This is a genomic window from Streptomyces venetus, from assembly GCF_039540295.1.
Classification (GTDB): domain Bacteria; phylum Actinomycetota; class Actinomycetes; order Streptomycetales; family Streptomycetaceae; genus Streptomyces; species Streptomyces venetus.
In genome coordinates this window covers 45,861-60,491 of sequence record NZ_BAABET010000013.1, presented here as the reverse complement: position 1 = coordinate 60,491, position 14,631 = coordinate 45,861, and the positions used below count along the sequence as shown (strand labels likewise).

The following is a 14,631-nucleotide window of genomic DNA, read 5'->3' as shown; positions in this document are numbered from 1 at the left end:
CCAGGATCACCCGCATCTCGAGCTGCGTGTCAACGGCTCGCGGATATGAGTTACGTGTCGCCGGCCCCGTCCCGGAGGCCGCCGCAGAAGCGTTCCCCGAGCCGGAGGCTGTGGTGATGGGAAAACAGACCGTGTTTCTACGGCGACGTCAATCACGAGGCTCATCTGTTCGACTTGCTGACGCGCTCCCGGATGCTCGGTCTGCTGATTGTGGAACCGCGACCACTCCCCGCAGCTCAAATCAGCCAGCGGCGCAGGATCAGGCCCAGGGAACGGCGGGTGAGCCAGGCGCTGGCCAGGCCGATGGCGGCGCCGGCGGCAACGTCGGTGGGGTAGTGGGAGCCGCTTTGCACCCGCTCGAGGGCGACCATGGCGGTCGGCAGGGCGCACGCCGTGGCGGCGGCCGGCCATGCGGGTGCCGCGGCAGCGGTGAATGCCACCGCGGCCGCGGTGTGCCCGGAGGGGAAGGAGGAGGAGTCGGGGCGGTCGTCGACCTCGTCGTGGGGGAACCATTCTTTCGGTGGCCGAGGCCGGTCGGCCACCTGCTTGCACAGCCCGTTCGAGATCAGCTGTGCGAGAACCAGAGCGGCCAGGCCATTGACTGCCGCCTTACGGCCGCGCCACCCGCCCAGCGACGCCATCGCGGCGGCGGCGCCGCACCACAGCTTGGTGCTCTCAGCAGTTTCCTCCACTGCCGAAAGCACCTTGCCGACGCTGGGCGGGATGCGGAAGGCCACCCTCTGCGTCACCACTCGATCAGCTTCGCGCAATCCCGTCATCAGCCTCATGAACTGCAGGTTTCCCAAGAGCGCCGAGGTAAGCCGCGCGAGGCGGGATCAGCCTCTCCTGGCCTGCCACACCGGCACTTTGCCAACAACCAGCGACAGAAGCTTTTTGGGCTGGTCGGTGGTGCGTGTGGGGACGCGGGGTGTCCGTGTCGGCGACGGGGACCGGTAAGAGGCTGGCATCGATCCGGGTGGCGGACGAGCTCGGCGTGCGGCTGGTGCTGTTTGTGGTGTCCCGGGCCCACCCGTGCGAACGACCCGTGCACCCCGTCGCGGTGACCGCTACTCCCGTCAAGGCCGCCATACGCAGTGAACGTTCCCGCCGCCTCCATCCGCCGAACGCGCTCTCGACTTGCTGGCGACCTTATCCCTGACGATCAGCCACTGCCTGCCGCAGCATCCCAGATCAGAAACACGCACTCATGCCGCGAGCAGTGTGTCCCGTACTCGGTCGATACCGTCGCCGCGGCGGTCAGCGCTCGGGGCACATCCGTCCTCATTCCAGCGCCCCGAGGGCGACGTCCGCCCCGCACTCGGCACTGGTTAAGACGCAGTGCCGGCTAGAGGAGCCCGTGCCCGAGGGCAGGGCCCCGTGGGTGTGTCAGGCCTGCGCCTGGGGGAAGGGGCAGCATCTGTCGACGTCAGGATTCGGCGGCGGACACGTGGCGAGCCAGCTCGCTGGCCAGGCGTCGCATGACCGTGCGGTTGGCGTGCCGCATCGTGTTCCGCACGAGGGGGGCCAGCAGCCGGTCGGCGAGAGGGGCGTGCACCCACGTGTACGTGAACGAGATGTGAGTCCCACCGGTTCGCAGCGGTTCGATGGCGTAGGTGCCGTGAGCCAGTCGCCGACCGGCCGCGCTGACGTTGTGTTCGACGATGCGCCGCGGCGCCTCGGCCTCGATGACCTTGATAGTGACATCGGTCTTCGTGCCGCCCAGCGCAGCGGTGACCGTGGCGCACGATCCGATGCCCCGGGCGGGGCCGCTGTAGCGCCAGTTGGTCAGGTAGTGGTCGGTGAACCGCTCGTGGTGGGCCATGACATCGAGGAAGCCGTAGACCTGCTCGGGAGTCTGAGGCACGTCGATCGACACGGTGACAGGCTTCATGTACCACACGGTACATGCGGCATGTACCGATTGGTACAGTCGTGACGTGGTGACCACGGACGACTCGCATCCCAAGGGCGAGGCTGAGCAAGGCGCGCTTGGGGATCGGCGCGCACAACTGGTGGACGCGGCTGTCGACCACGTCGCGGCACACGGCATCGCGGACCTGAGCCTGCGCGGGCTGGGCGCCGCGATCGGTGTCAGTCACCGCATGCTGATCCACTACTTCGGCTCCAAGGAACAGTTGCTCGTCGAGATCGTCCGGACGTCGGAGCGGCGCCAGCGCGATGTGCTGTCCCGGCTGCGCCTGGAGCCCGGTCTCTCGCCCGCCGATGTCGCGCGGCTGCTGTGGCGGCAACTGACGGACCCTCGGCTGGCCGGTCAGGAACGGCTTTTCTTCGAAATCTGCGGGCACGCGCTGCGCGGCCGTCCCGAGGCCGTCCCGGTCCTCGAAGGCCTTGTGACGGACTGGCTGGAGCCGCTCGTAGCTGCTGAGGTCGGTGCGGGGGCGGAGCCTGACGCGGCCCGGAAGCGGGCCAGGCTGGGACTTGCCACCGTCCGCGGTCTGCTGCTCGACCTGCTCGCTACCGGTGACCGCGCCGGCGTCGACGCGGCGATGGAGGAGTTCCTCCGGCTCTACTACGGCTCGGAGTGACGAGTCACCGATCAGGCAAAGCGGCTGGGCCAGACGTCCCTCGACCTGCTTCGCAGCGTCGATGCCGTGTGTGGCTGCGTCAGGAGTGTTCACGTGATCTGGCGTCATTGCGGAGGGGCGGCCCTTCGCGCGTCGCTTCCACCCGAGGGCGCTGATCGGTGTGTGCATGCTGCGTCTACTACAGTGCAGCGTGGGCCGTGACTGGCGCTGAGGTGGAGCACCACCGGGGAGCGGTCTGACGTGACGTCGATGCCGTGCGCCTGGGCGAGTGGTCAGCAACGCCTGGAGGGCAACGATGTCTCCGATTCAGACGGCCCGGATCATGGACGGCACCAGCCTTGCCAAACGCATCGTCGACGAGGCCGCTGCCAAGGCGGCGGAGATCTCACGGCGCACGGGGACCCGTCCCTGTCTGGCGACGGTGCTGGTAGGAGAGGATCCCGCGTCGGCCACGTACGTCCGCATGAAACGAGCGCGGTGCGCGAAGGCGGGCATTAAGTCCCGGCATATCGGTCTGCCCGCCACCACCACGACCGCCGAACTGATCGACACCCTCGCGGGCCTGTCCAGCGATTCGGAAGTGCACGGCATCCTGCTCCAGCACCCCTGCGGCCCGCACATCGACGAGCGAGCGGCGTTCGAGGCCATCGCTCCGGAGAAGGACGTCGACGGGGTCACGATGCATTCCTTCGCCGCGATGAGCTTCGCGCTGCCGGGCTTCGTGTCCTGCACTCCGGGCGGGATCATGCGGTTGCTGGAAGCGTACGACGTCGAACTCGCAGGCAAGCACGCCGTCGTGGTGGGTCGCAGCGCGATTCTCGGCAAACCGGCGGGGATGCTCCTGCTCGCCGAGGACGCAACGGTGACGTACTGCCACTCCCGGACGACCGACCTGTCGGCGGTCGTCCGGGAAGCGGACGTCGTGGTAGCAGCCGTGGGGCAGCCCCGGCTGATCCGCGGTGAGGACATCAAGCCTGGCGCGGTCGTGATCGACGCCGGCTACAACCCGGGAAACGTCGGCGACGTGGACTACGACACCGCCCTCACCCGAGCTGGTCTGATCACACCGGTTCCCGGTGGCGTCGGGCCGATGACCATTGCCGTCCTGCTCACGCAGACCGTGCAGGCCGCGGCGAACCAGCTCGGAATGCAGCACCAGTGATGGCCTCGCGAGCAGCTCACTGACTTCTGATGGCGCCGTTGAAGGTGAGCCGGTCGACGATGGCGGCGCAGAGACGGGGGCCGCCCAGCCATCTCCCGATCGGATTCGGCGGCCCCTTCGGCATCACCGCCTGCGACGTCCAGACGTTCCCCTTCGAGGCCGGCGACCTGCTGTTCCCCTACACCGACGGCGTCACCGAAGCCCGCAACAGCGAAGGACTCTTCTCCCCCCCTCACCGAACAAGCGCCCAAGTGGACCAAGGACGATCCCGACGAACTACTGCACCATCTCCAGGGCGACCTGCTGGCCCATGTTGTCGTACTGCCAGATCGGCTTGTCGAGCCCTGCGATCGGCAAGGTGACGTAGTCACCGGCGAACACCGCAGCGCCGAAAGGCACGCCATATGCAGGGGAGGGCCTGGGCAGTGATCCGGCCACGATGCCGTAAGCCGCGCCCGCCACTGATCCGTAGGCTCAATGAGCGATGGTGCTCGTGAGCCAGGCGGCATCGTCAGGAAGCCGACGCTGGGTGAAGCCCTCGATCACCCACTTCGCCGCACTGGCGGTCCTGCTCATGCCCGAGGGGCACAAACACCTTGCAACAAGGCGCAGTCCGGCCCGCCCCCCGCGAGAACTAACTTGGTGCCATCACGGCCACCTGATCCGCCGGACAGCGCCTACCCTAGGGCGCCACGGCAGCCGCGGCCCGTTTGATGAGGTCGGCCACTGCATCCGGTTGTGACACGTACACGGAATGGCTGGCCGCGGCCTCGACGGTGGTCGAGCCGGCTCGGCCGGCCATGGTGCGCTGGGCGGGTGGGGGGATCATCTTGTCCTCGGTGGTGAGCATGTACCAGCTCGGTTTGGTGCGCCAGGCGGCCTGAGTGACCTGCTGGCCGAGGGCGTCCACCCCCCAGGGGACCTGCGAGTCGGCCATGAACGCGGCTGGATCGGCGGGCAGGTCGCCGGCGAACGCTGTGTGGAAGCTGTCCCGGTCGAGGAACAGCAAGCCGTCCTTGGGCGGCAGGATCGGCGGTCCGGGCACGTCGGTGGGGAAACCGGAGATGAGCGTGTTGACCGACTCGCCCGCGTCCGGCACGAAGCCCGCGATGTAGACCAGTGCCGCCACGTTCGGGTTGGTGCCTGCTTCGGTGATGACTGCGCCGCCGTAGGAGTGACCGACCAGCACGACCGGGCTGTCCTGAGCGTCGACGATCAACCGCGTTGCGGCGGTGTCTCCCTGCAGCGACAGGGTCGGGTTCTGCACCACGCGGACGCGGTAGCCGTCGCGGGTGAGCAGGTCGTAGACCGGCCGCCAGCCGGACCCGTCCACGAAACCGCCGTGTACCAGAACGATCGCGGGCCTGTCAGCCATGGAACGGTGTCCTTTCGGCGAAGCCGGAGGTGTCGACTCACCAAGCAAATCCCGGCGGGGCAACCACCGCACGCCGAGCCCCGCCAGGGGCAGCCGAAAGATGGACTTCGCCCACGCCTGCCCCGACATCACAGTGGCCCGCCGCCCGGCCCGCCGCGACACCGCCGAAGCCGTCGTCGGCGCCGTCACCCGCTCCCGGCAGTTTCATCCAGTCGGATATGGCTGGCACATTCCCGGGAGACACTTCAGGACGACCCACGCGAGGCTCCGGACGCTGACTCTCGCCGACGACCTGACCATCACTCGCATGGGATACGGCGCTATGCAGCTGGCCGGACCCGGAGTCTTCGGGCCGCCCAAGGACCGTCGCCGCGACGGCCAGGGCGGCGTCATCACCTCGCTCGACCCCACCGATCTCCAGGCCCAGGAACATCGCCGCCGCCGAACTGACCCTGCCCGCCAACTCGATCGCGGAACTCGCTGCCATCGGCCAGTGACCCCGTCCGATCAGGGCTTGGTCGGGCGCTGGCCGGCACTCCTGGTCCGGCTGGCTCGTGCGAGCACAGTCGCTGGCCTCCATAGGGACCACGAGATGTAGGTGCTGCCGGGGTACGGAGAAGTGGGATTCGGTCTTTGAATCCGATCACGATGGCGACGAGGCCGACAGTGATCGTGAGGGCACCCGCGGGCTCGTGGGCTGGCCCTCGACCGCGCCGGCGACCGTCTCGCCGAGCGCGATGATGATGATGGCGAACAGGCCGAAGCGCTCGATGAGCGCGGACGTGATGGTGAGGCCGGGGGAGGGCGCCATCCCGCGGCGCGGTCGCTTGACAGCAAAGTCAAACAGTCGCTTGAGTTCCACTTGTGAGGGTGGACAAGACGGATCTCCGTCGTGAAGCGGGTCAGCGGACCCGGAACGCCTTGCTGCTGGCCACGCTGGAGCGGTTGGCGCAGCGTGGCCAGGAGGGCGTGACGCTGCGGGAGATCACGCAGAGTGCAGGGGCGAATGTCGCCGCGGTGAGCTATCACTTCGGGTCGTTGAAGGGACTGTGTGACGCGGCCATCGAGCACGCGCTGGAGCGGTACCTGGACGCGCAGATCCAGGCCCTCGACGCACTGGCGGGGACTGCCACCCTGAACGAACTGGCCGAGGCGTTCGCGCGGCCGATGATGAACGCGCTCACGGCCGGGGGGCGGGAACTGGCCGTGATGCGGACCGTGGCGCGGGTCGGGATCGATCCGCCCGTGGGGTGGGAACGGCTGACCGGCAAGTTCGAGCAGGCCCGGCGGCATGCCGTGCGCGTGCTGGCGATGAACCTTCCGGAGGTCGGCGAGCAGGAGCTCGTTTTCCGTACGCGCTGCGCGGCCGGCATGTTGAACTGGCTGGCGCTGGCGCCGATCGGGGCCGAACTGGCCGCCGAGTCCGCAGAGAGGGTCGAGCGGATGCTCGTTCCGGTGGTGGCTGGAGCGTTCCGAGGGGGTCCGGCCGGCGCCTGAAGTCGTCGACCAGGCGGAGCGGGGACCTGTCGCGAGGAATTCAAACGATCGCTTGACAAGGGTCCGGCCGCTGCTCACACTTTTAATCAAGTGTTTGATTAGATTCTCGCGGTGGGAGAGAACTATGGCCATCGATGCAGAGGCCGTCGTCCGGGCGGCGTATCACGCCGCCGAGGGCAGCGTCCTGGATGTCCAGGGCTTCGTGGACCTTTTCGCTGAGGACGGTGTGCTGAACAACGTCGTCGCCGGAGAGAGCTACCGCGGTGAGCACCTGGGCGATGTGGTCCTCTTCATGGGCACGCTGGCCCCCGACGTTCACCGTGAGCTCCACCGGTTCCATGTGATGGGCAACGTCGTCGCCGTAGAGCTGACGATCGAGGGCACCTTCACCGGTCCCTTCGAAACGCCGGCCGGCACCATACGGCCGACCGGCGCCAAGCTCAGCATCCCCACCGCCGACTTCTGGTACATCGAGGACGGCAAGATCAAGCAGTTCAACTGCTACGTCGGGCTCAGCGTCATGCTCGCCCAGCTCGGTGTGCAGCCGGACTTCGCCGCCGCCGTCACCGCATCGGCCGCCGTGCCGAGCTGACCGACCGCTCTGGCACCCCGCAATCGGCTGCTGGGTAATGCGCCTGCTCGATCGGCGATCTCTCGGGCAGCGAATGTCCCGCAGGTGCCGAGCACTGCGAACCAAAGACAGGTCTCACCATGACCACCATGGGCATCATCCTCGGCAGCACCCGGCCCAACCGCGTCGGAGACCAAGTGGCGTGGTGGGTCCTCGACCGTGCCTCGCGACGGACCGACGCCGGCTTTGAGCTGCTTGATCTGCGCGACCACCCCCTTCCCCACCTCGACGAGCCGTTGCCGCCCTCGCTCGGCCAGTACCAGAACGAGCACACCCGACAGTGGGCCGAGACCGTCGCCGCGTACGACGGATTCGTCATCGTCACCCCCGAGTACAACCACGGCATCCCCGGCGTGTTGAAGAACGCCCTGGACTACCTCTACGCCGAGTGGAACAACAAAGCCCTCGGCCTGGTCTCCTACGGGGGCGCGGGCGGCGCACGGTCCGCGGAGCAGCTGCGTCTGGTCGCCGCCGAACTCCAGATGGCCGACGTACGCCAGCAGGTCCTCCTTTCTCTGCTCACCGACTTCGAGAACTACAGCGTCTTCAAACCAGGCGACCACCACCTGCATGCGCTGGACACCATGCTCGACCAAGTTGTCGCCTGGACCTCGGCGCTCGCGCCCCTGCGGACGACCGCAGCCGTTGGCGCGCAGTCATGAAGCCCCGCGGAGCCAAGCAGGGGACTGCCCCTCGCGGCAGACGGAGAATCCCCGGAACAGTGGAACTGCAACGACCAGTTCCCGGAAATGGGCTCACGATGACCAGATCCTCTGCCGACCTCGTGCGAGTCAACCTCCTCGAGGTGTTCAACGAGCCCGACCCAGTCCGTCGGGCCGCAGTCATTGCGCAGCACTATGCCGAGGATGTGGTGTGGCACGAGCCGGACCGCATCAACAAGGGGCGCACAGAACTCGCACGCCGTGCCGAAGAGTTGCGTGCCGAGAACCCGGACTGGGTCTTTCGCCCCGTAGGCCGTCCGTCAGGCCTGGACGACATCGGCCACCTCGGTTTCCAGTACGGCCCGGCTGGACAGCCGCCGATAGTCAGTGGCATGGACATCGCTCGTACCCGGAACGGCGTCGTCATCGAGCTCTACACACTCGTCACAGAGATCCGGCAACCGTCCTAGGGTTCGCCGACCACGGTTGTCGGTCCACGCGCCGTCGACAGGGCCAGCCGGCGCGACCGCCCTGCCAACCGAGCCTGCCGACATCCTCACCTCGCATTTGCCCGGCTGAGGCCACGGCGGGCCCGGCGCCCAGGCCGCCCCATTCTCGACGCGGGATGCGTAAGGCCCGGCGTACCGCCCGCAGGCCCACTGGGTTTGCCTCGCGCAGGCATTCCTCCATGAGGAAACCGACTACGGCGGTAGCCCGAGGGTGATCTCGTACCGACCAACGGCGGGCTGTCTGCGCAGGCACGCCGGCAGGTACACGAGGACAGCGCCCGCGCAGGCGAGGCAGCCCGCATCGCGTGGCCGCGACAGGCGCTGCTGGAGGACTTCACGGACAGAGCGGGTGCGAGGGTGCGATCAACGTCCCCGTCCTGGAGCTGGCCGGCAGCGACGACAAGGTGGACCCGCCCAAGATCCTGCGCGAGCACCTGCTTCCCCTGATCCCCACTGCCACCCTCACCGAGCTCACCGGTACCGGCCACCTGTCACCACTGGAGATCCCCGACCAGATCGCCTCTCGCATCAGCGCGCCCGGCGCCCGCCTCCAGCCTCCTTCCCGCGGGATGACAGAGACCATGGACGAGCCTCGTCTTCCCGCCTCAGAAGGCACTTTCACCTTTCCGATCAAGATCGGCACCCTGTTCGGCACTCTGGCGGCGCCCGGGAAGGCCGTGGCCGTCGACGGGGGAGTGGTCCCCGATGACGGTGCTCAACGCCGCTTCCAGCAGCGTCTCGGCCGCACGCCGAGCTTCCGTGAACGCCTCCGCGTCGTTGCTGGAGGCCGCGAGCGCGTTGGCGCCCTCGAAGAGCACGGCCAGCTGCCGTCCCAGGGCCTGCGGGTCGGATGCTCCGGCCTCGGCGGCGGTGGCCACGAGGCGGTCGCGGAAGGCCCGCTTGTGTCGCTGCGCGAGGTGGGCGATCTCGGGCAGCTCCCCGGCGCCCTCGACGACGGCGTTGTGGAACGGGCAGCCGCGGATCACCGTCGCTGGGCCCCCGTCGATCGGCATGAAGATCGCCAGCAGTCGCTGAACCGGCGTCAGGTCGGTGCGCTCCAGCTCTGTTTCGGCGAGCAGCGGCGTCTCCGTTTCGAACCGGCGCAGATACTCCTCCACCAGCGCGTTCTTGGTCGGGAAATGCACATAGAAGGTTCGCGGCGATACATGCGCGGCCTCGATGAGCGCTGCCACGCCGGTGGCGTGGATACCGCGCGCGTAGAACAGCTCGCCCGCCGCCCGCAGGATGCGCTCCCGCGCGCCGCGTCCGCCGCCGCGGGCGGCCTTGGTGGTCGCTGCCTCAGTCTCCATACCCGCAAGTATATCGATCGCTTTACATGTGCTGCGGAAGGGAGTAGCGTCAGTGCTGTCGAAGTATAGCGATCGTTATACCGTGGTGGTGAACAGCGATGGCGTGCAGAGCCGACCAGCGGTTTCTCTGCGCCGGAGCATCCATCCCGACCTCCGCGGGGGGCCGATCCCAAAGGGAGAAAGCCCGATGAAACAGCTCTACGCTCAGGCACCCGTCAAGACGGTGTCCGCCGGCAACGGCATCGAGTACGCCTACCGCGAGACCGGCGAGGGCGAGGTGCCGCTGGTGCTGCTCATGCACTTCCGGGGCAACCTCGACAATTGGGATCCAGCACTGGTCGACGCCCTGGCCCAGGACCGGCGCATCATCGCCTTCGACAACACCGGCGTCGGCGGATCCAGTGGCACCACGCCCAGTACGGTCGAGCTGATGGCCCTGGACGCCATCGCCTTCCTCGACGCCCTGGGCTTGGCCCGGGTTGACATCCTCGGCTTCTCCTTGGGCTCCTTCGTGGCCCAGGAGATCGCGCTGATCCGGCCCTCGCTGGTACGCCGACTCGTGCTCGCCTCGGCCGCCCCCCAGGGCGCGCCCGGGATGCACGGGTGGGCGAAGTGGGTCATCGACTCCGTCGGCGAGCCGGAAGTCATTCCCGCCAAGGTGCTCGATGTCTTCTACGCCCGCTCAACCGAGAGCCGCTCCGCCGGTGAGAAGGCATTCGGGCGGATGTTCACCCGGACCGAATTCGACGCACCCACCACCTGGCAGACACGCCAGGCGCAGTACGACGCGGTCACCGCCTGGGGCATCCCCAACACCGCCCTCCTGGAGCGGGTGACCACGATCCAGGCACCCGTGTTCGTCGCGAACGGCGACAGCGACCCGATGATCCTCCCCCGCTACTCCCACCTGCTCGCCGGGCTCATCCCCGACGCGGAGATCAAGATCTACCCGGACGCGGCACATGGCTTCCTCTTCCAGCACCACGAGGAGTTCGCCGCCGACGTCAAGGACTTCCTCGACCGCCCGTGAACAACCCGACCACACCCAGCACTTCACCGACCAGCGCACCACACGCACGGATCAACAGGAGACATCATGTCCACCAGCACCACCTCCGGCCTCGGTTACGACGTGTTCGTCGCGGACCCGCTGCCCATGGCCGGTCCCGGACCGCTTCCCAACGGAGAGCCCCGCACCTTCCAGCCCATCGCGGTCACCCTGATCCACGGCACGCAGGACGCCGTGCTCGTCGACCCGCCGCTCACCCTCGACCAGGCACAGGCAGTCGGTGACTGGGTGGAGGCGAGCGGGAAGCGGCTGACGTACATCGTCGTCACCCACGGGCACGGCGATCACTGGTTCACCGCCGGCGTACTCGCCGACCGCTTCGGCGCCCAGGTGATCACCTGCGAGGCCACCATCGCGCAGATGCACAACAACGCGTCCGCCCGGGAAGCCCTCTGGGACATCCTGTGGCCGGGCCAGATCCCCGCCTCCCCGGTCACGGCCGTCGCACCGCCCGGCAACCGCCTCGGCCTGGAAGGACACGACGTCCACCTCATACCGGTGGGGCACGCGGACAGCGACGACAGCGCGGTGGTGCATGTGCCCGACCTCGGCCTCGTGGTGGCCGGCGACGCCCTCTACAACGGCGTCCACGTCTACCTCGCCGAGTCCGCCGACGGCGACTTCGGCGCCTGGCGCAAGGCCATCGACACCGTCGCCGCGCTCGCCCCGCGCCGTATCGTGGCCGGCCACCAGAACAGCAGCCTCGACGACGACGCTGACCGGCTGCTAGCCGAGACCCGCCGCTACCTCGACGACGCCGAGACCGCCCTGGCCGAGCACGACACCCCGGAGGCGTTCTTCCGGGCCATGCTCGGCCGCTACCCGCACCACATCGGCCCGACCGTTCTGTGGGTCAGCTCCCGCGCCCTCTACCTCGCGCGCGAAGGCGGTGACCCGGTGCAGAACCTCGTCGCGGCCTGGCGCCAGTAGCCCGGTCGGCCTGTCGGCAGCGAGCCGACAGGCCGAGCCCCACCAATGGACGGCGTCGCATCAGCGACCTCGCCGGCCTGCTGCGACGTCGTGACCACGCGCCCCACCTACTCGGCCGTCCCAGGGCCTCGCGGCTCGCCGGAAAGCACATCACAGCATCGGGCCGGGTCTTCCCCATCACCGGTGCATCGTGCACGCTCACTCCCACCTGGTCGCCGTCGACATCGCGGCCGCCGACGACGCCACCGCCCTGGCCTTCCAGCAACTGCTCGCCGATCGGTGGGCGACGGCGCCTGCACAGCACGCGACGCGCGACGCCGGCGAGCCCGGAGTACGGCTGCGCTGCTACCTGGACCTGCGCCAGCCGATCAGCCCGCGCATGATCGCGTCATGACGAGTCCTGCTGCCTTCCGGGACCAGACCAACTGGTCCGGTGGCTACTACGAGCTGGCTATAGAGGTTGGATCGAGTGATGACGACCAGCTTCAGGCCGTCCTGAGTGCCCTGTGGTCCGCCGCAGACGCGGGACATCGGATACCTGCTTCCGCAAGGCGATGTCCTGCGCTATGGCGCCGCCAACACCTGAGTCTTGCTGCGCCGGTTGGGCGCGAGCCTGCGGTAGGCCGTGGTGCGTTCGATGGTCCAGCGGTGACGGCCAAGTCGCGTCGAGGTCTCGATGCCCTTGCCGGGGGGGCACGAGTGCCTCTGATCAGAAACGTCTCGGCGCTTTGTAGATCGTCTCCCGAGTGATCGTTCCCCCGTCAGGCTGGGGCAGCCGCCTCGGAGGTCCCATTCATCGCGGCCTCCGTAGATCTGGGCCATGCGGCACTGATGCTGCGAGGCAGGCGGCTTCGCCTGCCTCTGCCACGACAGTCAGCACCAGATTGCCCGGGCACGACAAGACAACAGCTATGCACGACTAGTCCGGAACTGATCACACAGTGAGCGTTTTTCAACTCAAGAGCAAGTCCTCAGGCGTTGCGCGAGCAGTGGCGTGGCTTCGGCGGGATCGATGTCACAGACCAACACCCCCGGCTTTCCGTAAGGCTGATGGCTAAGCAGCGTGCCGTCCGGCCGTACTACGGCGGATGTCGTGGGCGACCCCGGGCTTGCGCAGTTGACGGCGGCGATATAGCAATTGTTCTCGGCGGCGCGACATAGAAATGCCTTCTCATGGAAGGAGTTTCTCGGGTCGGCGAAGTCGGTCGGCTGAAACGCGCCGGGCTCCGCTTCGCTGTAGTGGGGATGGAACACCAACTGGGCGCCGTTGCAAACAGCCCAGCGCACCGTCTCCGGATAGCGAAATCCCTCGTGGCAAATCACGATGCCGAAGCGGACGCCGTCGACTTCGAATATCCGACGATCGCTGCCCGCTTCGTAGGTGGAATCTTCTTCCGGATCGAGCTGCACCTTGTCCTGATAGCCCGCTCGATCGCCGTCGGGTCGAAGTACGAGCATGGTCAGGCGTGGCTTGTCGGAAACGTACCGCTCCGTACCGAGCACCACGTAGATGTGGCTCTCACGCGCGGCCTGGGCGATGCGCTCGTGCGCAGCTTCCAAGAAGTTGGCGCTCACGGTATTCCGCGAGTGCGGCGGCCATGGGTAGCCCGGCACGTATGCTTCCGGGAAGCACACAATACGCGCGTCGGCAGCAGCAGCGGCTCTGACCGCTCGCTCGGCTCGCACCACAGAGTCTTCTGGACTCTCGGGAATTACGAGGTTGGCGAGCGCGATGCGAAGTCGTGTCATGCCAGTCATTGTGCTGCACAAGCTGGTCGTTTCGAACACGATTCGCAACCGTTCCCGCAATCGACACTTGCGCTCCCTGTACCGGACCCGCATAGAGGACGGCGGCTCGGCTGCTGCTCGGCAGAGCCCGCTGGAGACCTTTCACCGTCTTGGTGCGGCGAGGGGATCGATCAGTTCCGCATGGTTGCCCTGGAAGTCCAGCCGGATCCACAGCTTCAACAAATTCGCAAGTTCTGCAGCATGGTGAGGCGACGGGCCAGGAGTGATGCGTGCTCAGCCCGTGAGACCGAGTCGTAATGCGTCGGCGGGGTGGTTGCGGTAGTGGTCGTGGGCGGCGGTATCGATGGCGACCTGATGCTCAGCACATCCCCGCGCCCACAGCGCGCCGCCCTACCCGCAGCCCTGACCGCCACCGTTCTGGCAACTCCCGCCCCGTCCTGCACGGAGCGTCATCATGGGGCAGTGACGTCATGGATGCGCTGCTACTGGGGCGAGGAAGACGTCTGGTTCTACTTCGAGGTCGATGCCGAAGGTTGGGTGGCTCGGCAGATCGAGCTCCAGGGCCCTGAATCGACACCGACCGCGGCAGCCTTCCTCGCAGAGTGGCAGCAGACCCAGCAGGCAGGCCGTCTGGATGAGTACGACGGGAGCTGACCTACGATCAGTTTGAGGTGTCTGGCCGCGCCGTGAGACAGCCCGAGAACCTACTGGTCAGCACGACGCTCCATGCCACGGGCCGTGAGCTCCCACACCAGGCTATGAGGGCAACCGCAGCCGTGCATGCGCAAGGACACTGAGCTGCGCTACCTGGTGGGCGTCCTGTCTCGCCGCCGAGCGGCCTGAACCGAACCGGGTGGCACCGCAGGACACCAAAGATCCCCCCCCGCCAGGCCGCCCAAGGTATGGGGGCTGGAGCGTTCCCACGCCGTCGGTCGTGCTGGCACGCCGCCGCTGGCCGCTGCCCTGCCATCCAACTCCCGTCCCCTCTGTCGCCCCGGCATCCTGCTGCTACCGGGACCGCAGTGTGTGTGGGGGGGGCGTCGCCGACGCCCACCAGCACGCGGCCGCCTTCCTCGACGTGCTGGTGCCGGCGCGCACGAGGGACGTCACCCAGCTCGTGGTCAGCGAGCTGGTCACCAGCAGGTACGCTCCGGGCCCCGTCCTTGTGGAGCTGGACCTCACCGCCGAAGC

At 67.7% G+C, this 14,631-nt stretch carries 17 protein-coding genes, 1 pseudogene and 1 riboswitch; of the genes and pseudogenes, 11 read left to right on the top strand and 7 right to left on the bottom strand.

Features of this window, described 5'->3' with window-relative positions; translation table 11 throughout:
- Positions 1 to 236 precede the first annotated feature (236 nt).
- Both ABEA82_RS33850 and ABEA82_RS33845 read right to left on the bottom strand, forming a co-directional pair.
- Positions 237 to 788 (bottom strand): phosphatase PAP2 family protein, encoded by a 552-nt coding sequence (locus ABEA82_RS33850; protein WP_345665564.1) that lies wholly within the window; start codon positions 786 to 788, stop codon positions 237 to 239.
- A gap of 638 nt (positions 789 to 1,426) precedes the next feature.
- Entirely contained in the window at positions 1,427 to 1,891 is a 465-nt protein-coding gene (locus tag ABEA82_RS33845; RefSeq protein ID WP_345665563.1) for an SRPBCC family protein, read from the bottom strand.
- A gap of 46 nt (positions 1,892 to 1,937) precedes the next feature.
- Here ABEA82_RS33845 and ABEA82_RS33840 point away from each other — a divergent pair, with 46 nt between their 5' ends.
- The 3 genes and pseudogenes from ABEA82_RS33840 to ABEA82_RS38770 all read left to right on the top strand — a co-directional run.
- Positions 1,938 to 2,546, top strand: coding sequence for a TetR/AcrR family transcriptional regulator (locus tag ABEA82_RS33840; protein ID WP_345665562.1), 609 nt, complete (start codon positions 1,938 to 1,940; stop codon positions 2,544 to 2,546).
- 187 nt (positions 2,547 to 2,733) lie between these two features.
- Positions 2,734 to 2,819: riboswitch (ZMP/ZTP riboswitch) on the top strand.
- Between the two features lie 22 nt (positions 2,820 to 2,841).
- On the top strand, positions 2,842 to 3,708 hold the full coding sequence (locus ABEA82_RS33835) for a bifunctional 5,10-methylenetetrahydrofolate dehydrogenase/5,10-methenyltetrahydrofolate cyclohydrolase (RefSeq protein ID WP_345665737.1): 867 nt from the start codon (positions 2,842 to 2,844) through the stop codon (positions 3,706 to 3,708).
- A gap of 29 nt (positions 3,709 to 3,737) precedes the next feature.
- Positions 3,738 to 3,890 (top strand): annotated as a pseudogene (locus tag ABEA82_RS38770) (serine/threonine-protein phosphatase); the annotation flags it as partial.
- A gap of 94 nt (positions 3,891 to 3,984) precedes the next feature.
- Here ABEA82_RS38770 and ABEA82_RS33830 read toward each other — a convergent pair.
- The 3 genes from ABEA82_RS33830 to ABEA82_RS33820 form a co-directional block, all read right to left on the bottom strand.
- Positions 3,985 to 4,107, bottom strand: a complete 123-nt coding sequence (locus ABEA82_RS33830) for a hypothetical protein (RefSeq protein ID WP_345665561.1) — start codon at positions 4,105 to 4,107, stop codon at positions 3,985 to 3,987.
- A 283-nt stretch (positions 4,108 to 4,390) separates the two neighbouring features.
- On the bottom strand, positions 4,391 to 5,083 hold the full coding sequence (locus ABEA82_RS33825; protein ID WP_345665560.1) for an alpha/beta fold hydrolase: 693 nt from the start codon (positions 5,081 to 5,083) through the stop codon (positions 4,391 to 4,393).
- Positions 5,084 to 5,726: 643 nt separating this feature from the next.
- Positions 5,727 to 5,945 carry a hypothetical protein gene (locus tag ABEA82_RS33820; protein WP_345665559.1) on the bottom strand — a complete coding sequence of 73 codons (219 nt, stop codon included), beginning with the start codon at positions 5,943 to 5,945 and terminating at the stop codon, positions 5,727 to 5,729.
- 8 nt (positions 5,946 to 5,953) lie between these two features.
- Here ABEA82_RS33820 and ABEA82_RS33815 point away from each other — a divergent pair, with 8 nt between their 5' ends.
- The 4 genes from ABEA82_RS33815 to ABEA82_RS33800 all read left to right on the top strand — a co-directional run bounded on the left by ABEA82_RS33815 (position 5,954) and on the right by ABEA82_RS33800 (position 8,343).
- A complete protein-coding gene (locus ABEA82_RS33815; protein ID WP_345665558.1) occupies positions 5,954 to 6,580 on the top strand; it encodes a TetR/AcrR family transcriptional regulator in 627 nt (208 codons plus the stop codon).
- Positions 6,581 to 6,704: 124 nt separating this feature from the next.
- Positions 6,705 to 7,172: a nuclear transport factor 2 family protein gene (locus ABEA82_RS33810; RefSeq protein WP_345665557.1), complete on the top strand. Its 468-nt coding sequence runs from the start codon at positions 6,705 to 6,707 to the stop codon at positions 7,170 to 7,172.
- Positions 7,173 to 7,291: 119 nt separating this feature from the next.
- Positions 7,292 to 7,873 (top strand): NADPH-dependent FMN reductase, encoded by a 582-nt coding sequence (locus ABEA82_RS33805; protein ID WP_345665556.1) that lies wholly within the window; start codon positions 7,292 to 7,294, stop codon positions 7,871 to 7,873.
- A gap of 98 nt (positions 7,874 to 7,971) precedes the next feature.
- Positions 7,972 to 8,343, top strand: coding sequence for a nuclear transport factor 2 family protein (locus ABEA82_RS33800; RefSeq protein WP_345665555.1), 372 nt, complete (start codon positions 7,972 to 7,974; stop codon positions 8,341 to 8,343).
- A 644-nt stretch (positions 8,344 to 8,987) separates the two neighbouring features.
- Here the strand turns inward: ABEA82_RS33800 and ABEA82_RS33795 are convergent.
- The gene (locus tag ABEA82_RS33795; protein ID WP_345665554.1) at positions 8,988 to 9,692 is read right to left on the bottom strand and encodes a TetR/AcrR family transcriptional regulator; all 705 of its coding nucleotides are present in this window, start codon (positions 9,690 to 9,692) and stop codon (positions 8,988 to 8,990) included.
- A 187-nt stretch (positions 9,693 to 9,879) separates the two neighbouring features.
- On the opposite strand from ABEA82_RS33795, the gene ABEA82_RS33790 reads away from it, so the two are divergent.
- From ABEA82_RS33790 to ABEA82_RS33780, 3 genes are all read left to right on the top strand, one after another.
- Positions 9,880 to 10,722 carry an alpha/beta fold hydrolase gene (locus ABEA82_RS33790; protein WP_345665553.1) on the top strand — a complete coding sequence of 281 codons (843 nt, stop codon included), beginning with the start codon at positions 9,880 to 9,882 and terminating at the stop codon, positions 10,720 to 10,722.
- A 66-nt stretch (positions 10,723 to 10,788) separates the two neighbouring features.
- Entirely contained in the window at positions 10,789 to 11,691 is a 903-nt protein-coding gene (locus tag ABEA82_RS33785; RefSeq protein ID WP_345665552.1) for an MBL fold metallo-hydrolase, read from the top strand.
- 190 nt (positions 11,692 to 11,881) lie between these two features.
- The gene (locus ABEA82_RS33780; RefSeq protein ID WP_345665551.1) at positions 11,882 to 12,085 is read left to right on the top strand and encodes a DUF6207 family protein; all 204 of its coding nucleotides are present in this window, start codon (positions 11,882 to 11,884) and stop codon (positions 12,083 to 12,085) included.
- A 563-nt stretch (positions 12,086 to 12,648) separates the two neighbouring features.
- On the opposite strand, the gene ABEA82_RS33775 is transcribed toward ABEA82_RS33780, so the two are convergent.
- Positions 12,649 to 13,440 (bottom strand): carbon-nitrogen hydrolase family protein, encoded by a 792-nt coding sequence (locus tag ABEA82_RS33775; protein ID WP_345665550.1) that lies wholly within the window; start codon positions 13,438 to 13,440, stop codon positions 12,649 to 12,651.
- A gap of 462 nt (positions 13,441 to 13,902) precedes the next feature.
- Between ABEA82_RS33775 and ABEA82_RS33770 the strand changes: the two genes are divergently transcribed.
- Positions 13,903 to 14,094, top strand: coding sequence for a hypothetical protein (locus tag ABEA82_RS33770; RefSeq protein ID WP_345665751.1), 192 nt, complete (start codon positions 13,903 to 13,905; stop codon positions 14,092 to 14,094).
- Positions 14,095 to 14,631 lie beyond the last annotated feature (537 nt).

Coding starts and splice junctions, on each gene's coding strand:
- ABEA82_RS33850 (WP_345665564.1), bottom strand. CDS start 788: ATGAGGCTGATGACGGGATTGCGCGAAGCTGATCGAGTGGTGACGCAG.
- ABEA82_RS33845 (WP_345665563.1), bottom strand. CDS start 1,891: ATGAAGCCTGTCACCGTGTCGATCGACGTGCCTCAGACTCCCGAGCAG.
- ABEA82_RS33835 (WP_345665737.1), top strand. CDS start 2,842: ATGTCTCCGATTCAGACGGCCCGGATCATGGACGGCACCAGCCTTGCC.
- ABEA82_RS33825 (WP_345665560.1), bottom strand. CDS start 5,083: ATGGCTGACAGGCCCGCGATCGTTCTGGTACACGGCGGTTTCGTGGAC.
- ABEA82_RS33810 (WP_345665557.1), top strand. CDS start 6,705: ATGGCCATCGATGCAGAGGCCGTCGTCCGGGCGGCGTATCACGCCGCC.
- ABEA82_RS33805 (WP_345665556.1), top strand. CDS start 7,292: ATGACCACCATGGGCATCATCCTCGGCAGCACCCGGCCCAACCGCGTC.
- ABEA82_RS33800 (WP_345665555.1), top strand. CDS start 7,972: ATGACCAGATCCTCTGCCGACCTCGTGCGAGTCAACCTCCTCGAGGTG.
- ABEA82_RS33795 (WP_345665554.1), bottom strand. CDS start 9,692: ATGGAGACTGAGGCAGCGACCACCAAGGCCGCCCGCGGCGGCGGACGC.
- ABEA82_RS33790 (WP_345665553.1), top strand. CDS start 9,880: ATGAAACAGCTCTACGCTCAGGCACCCGTCAAGACGGTGTCCGCCGGC.
- ABEA82_RS33785 (WP_345665552.1), top strand. CDS start 10,789: ATGTCCACCAGCACCACCTCCGGCCTCGGTTACGACGTGTTCGTCGCG.
- ABEA82_RS33775 (WP_345665550.1), bottom strand. CDS start 13,440: ATGACACGACTTCGCATCGCGCTCGCCAACCTCGTAATTCCCGAGAGT.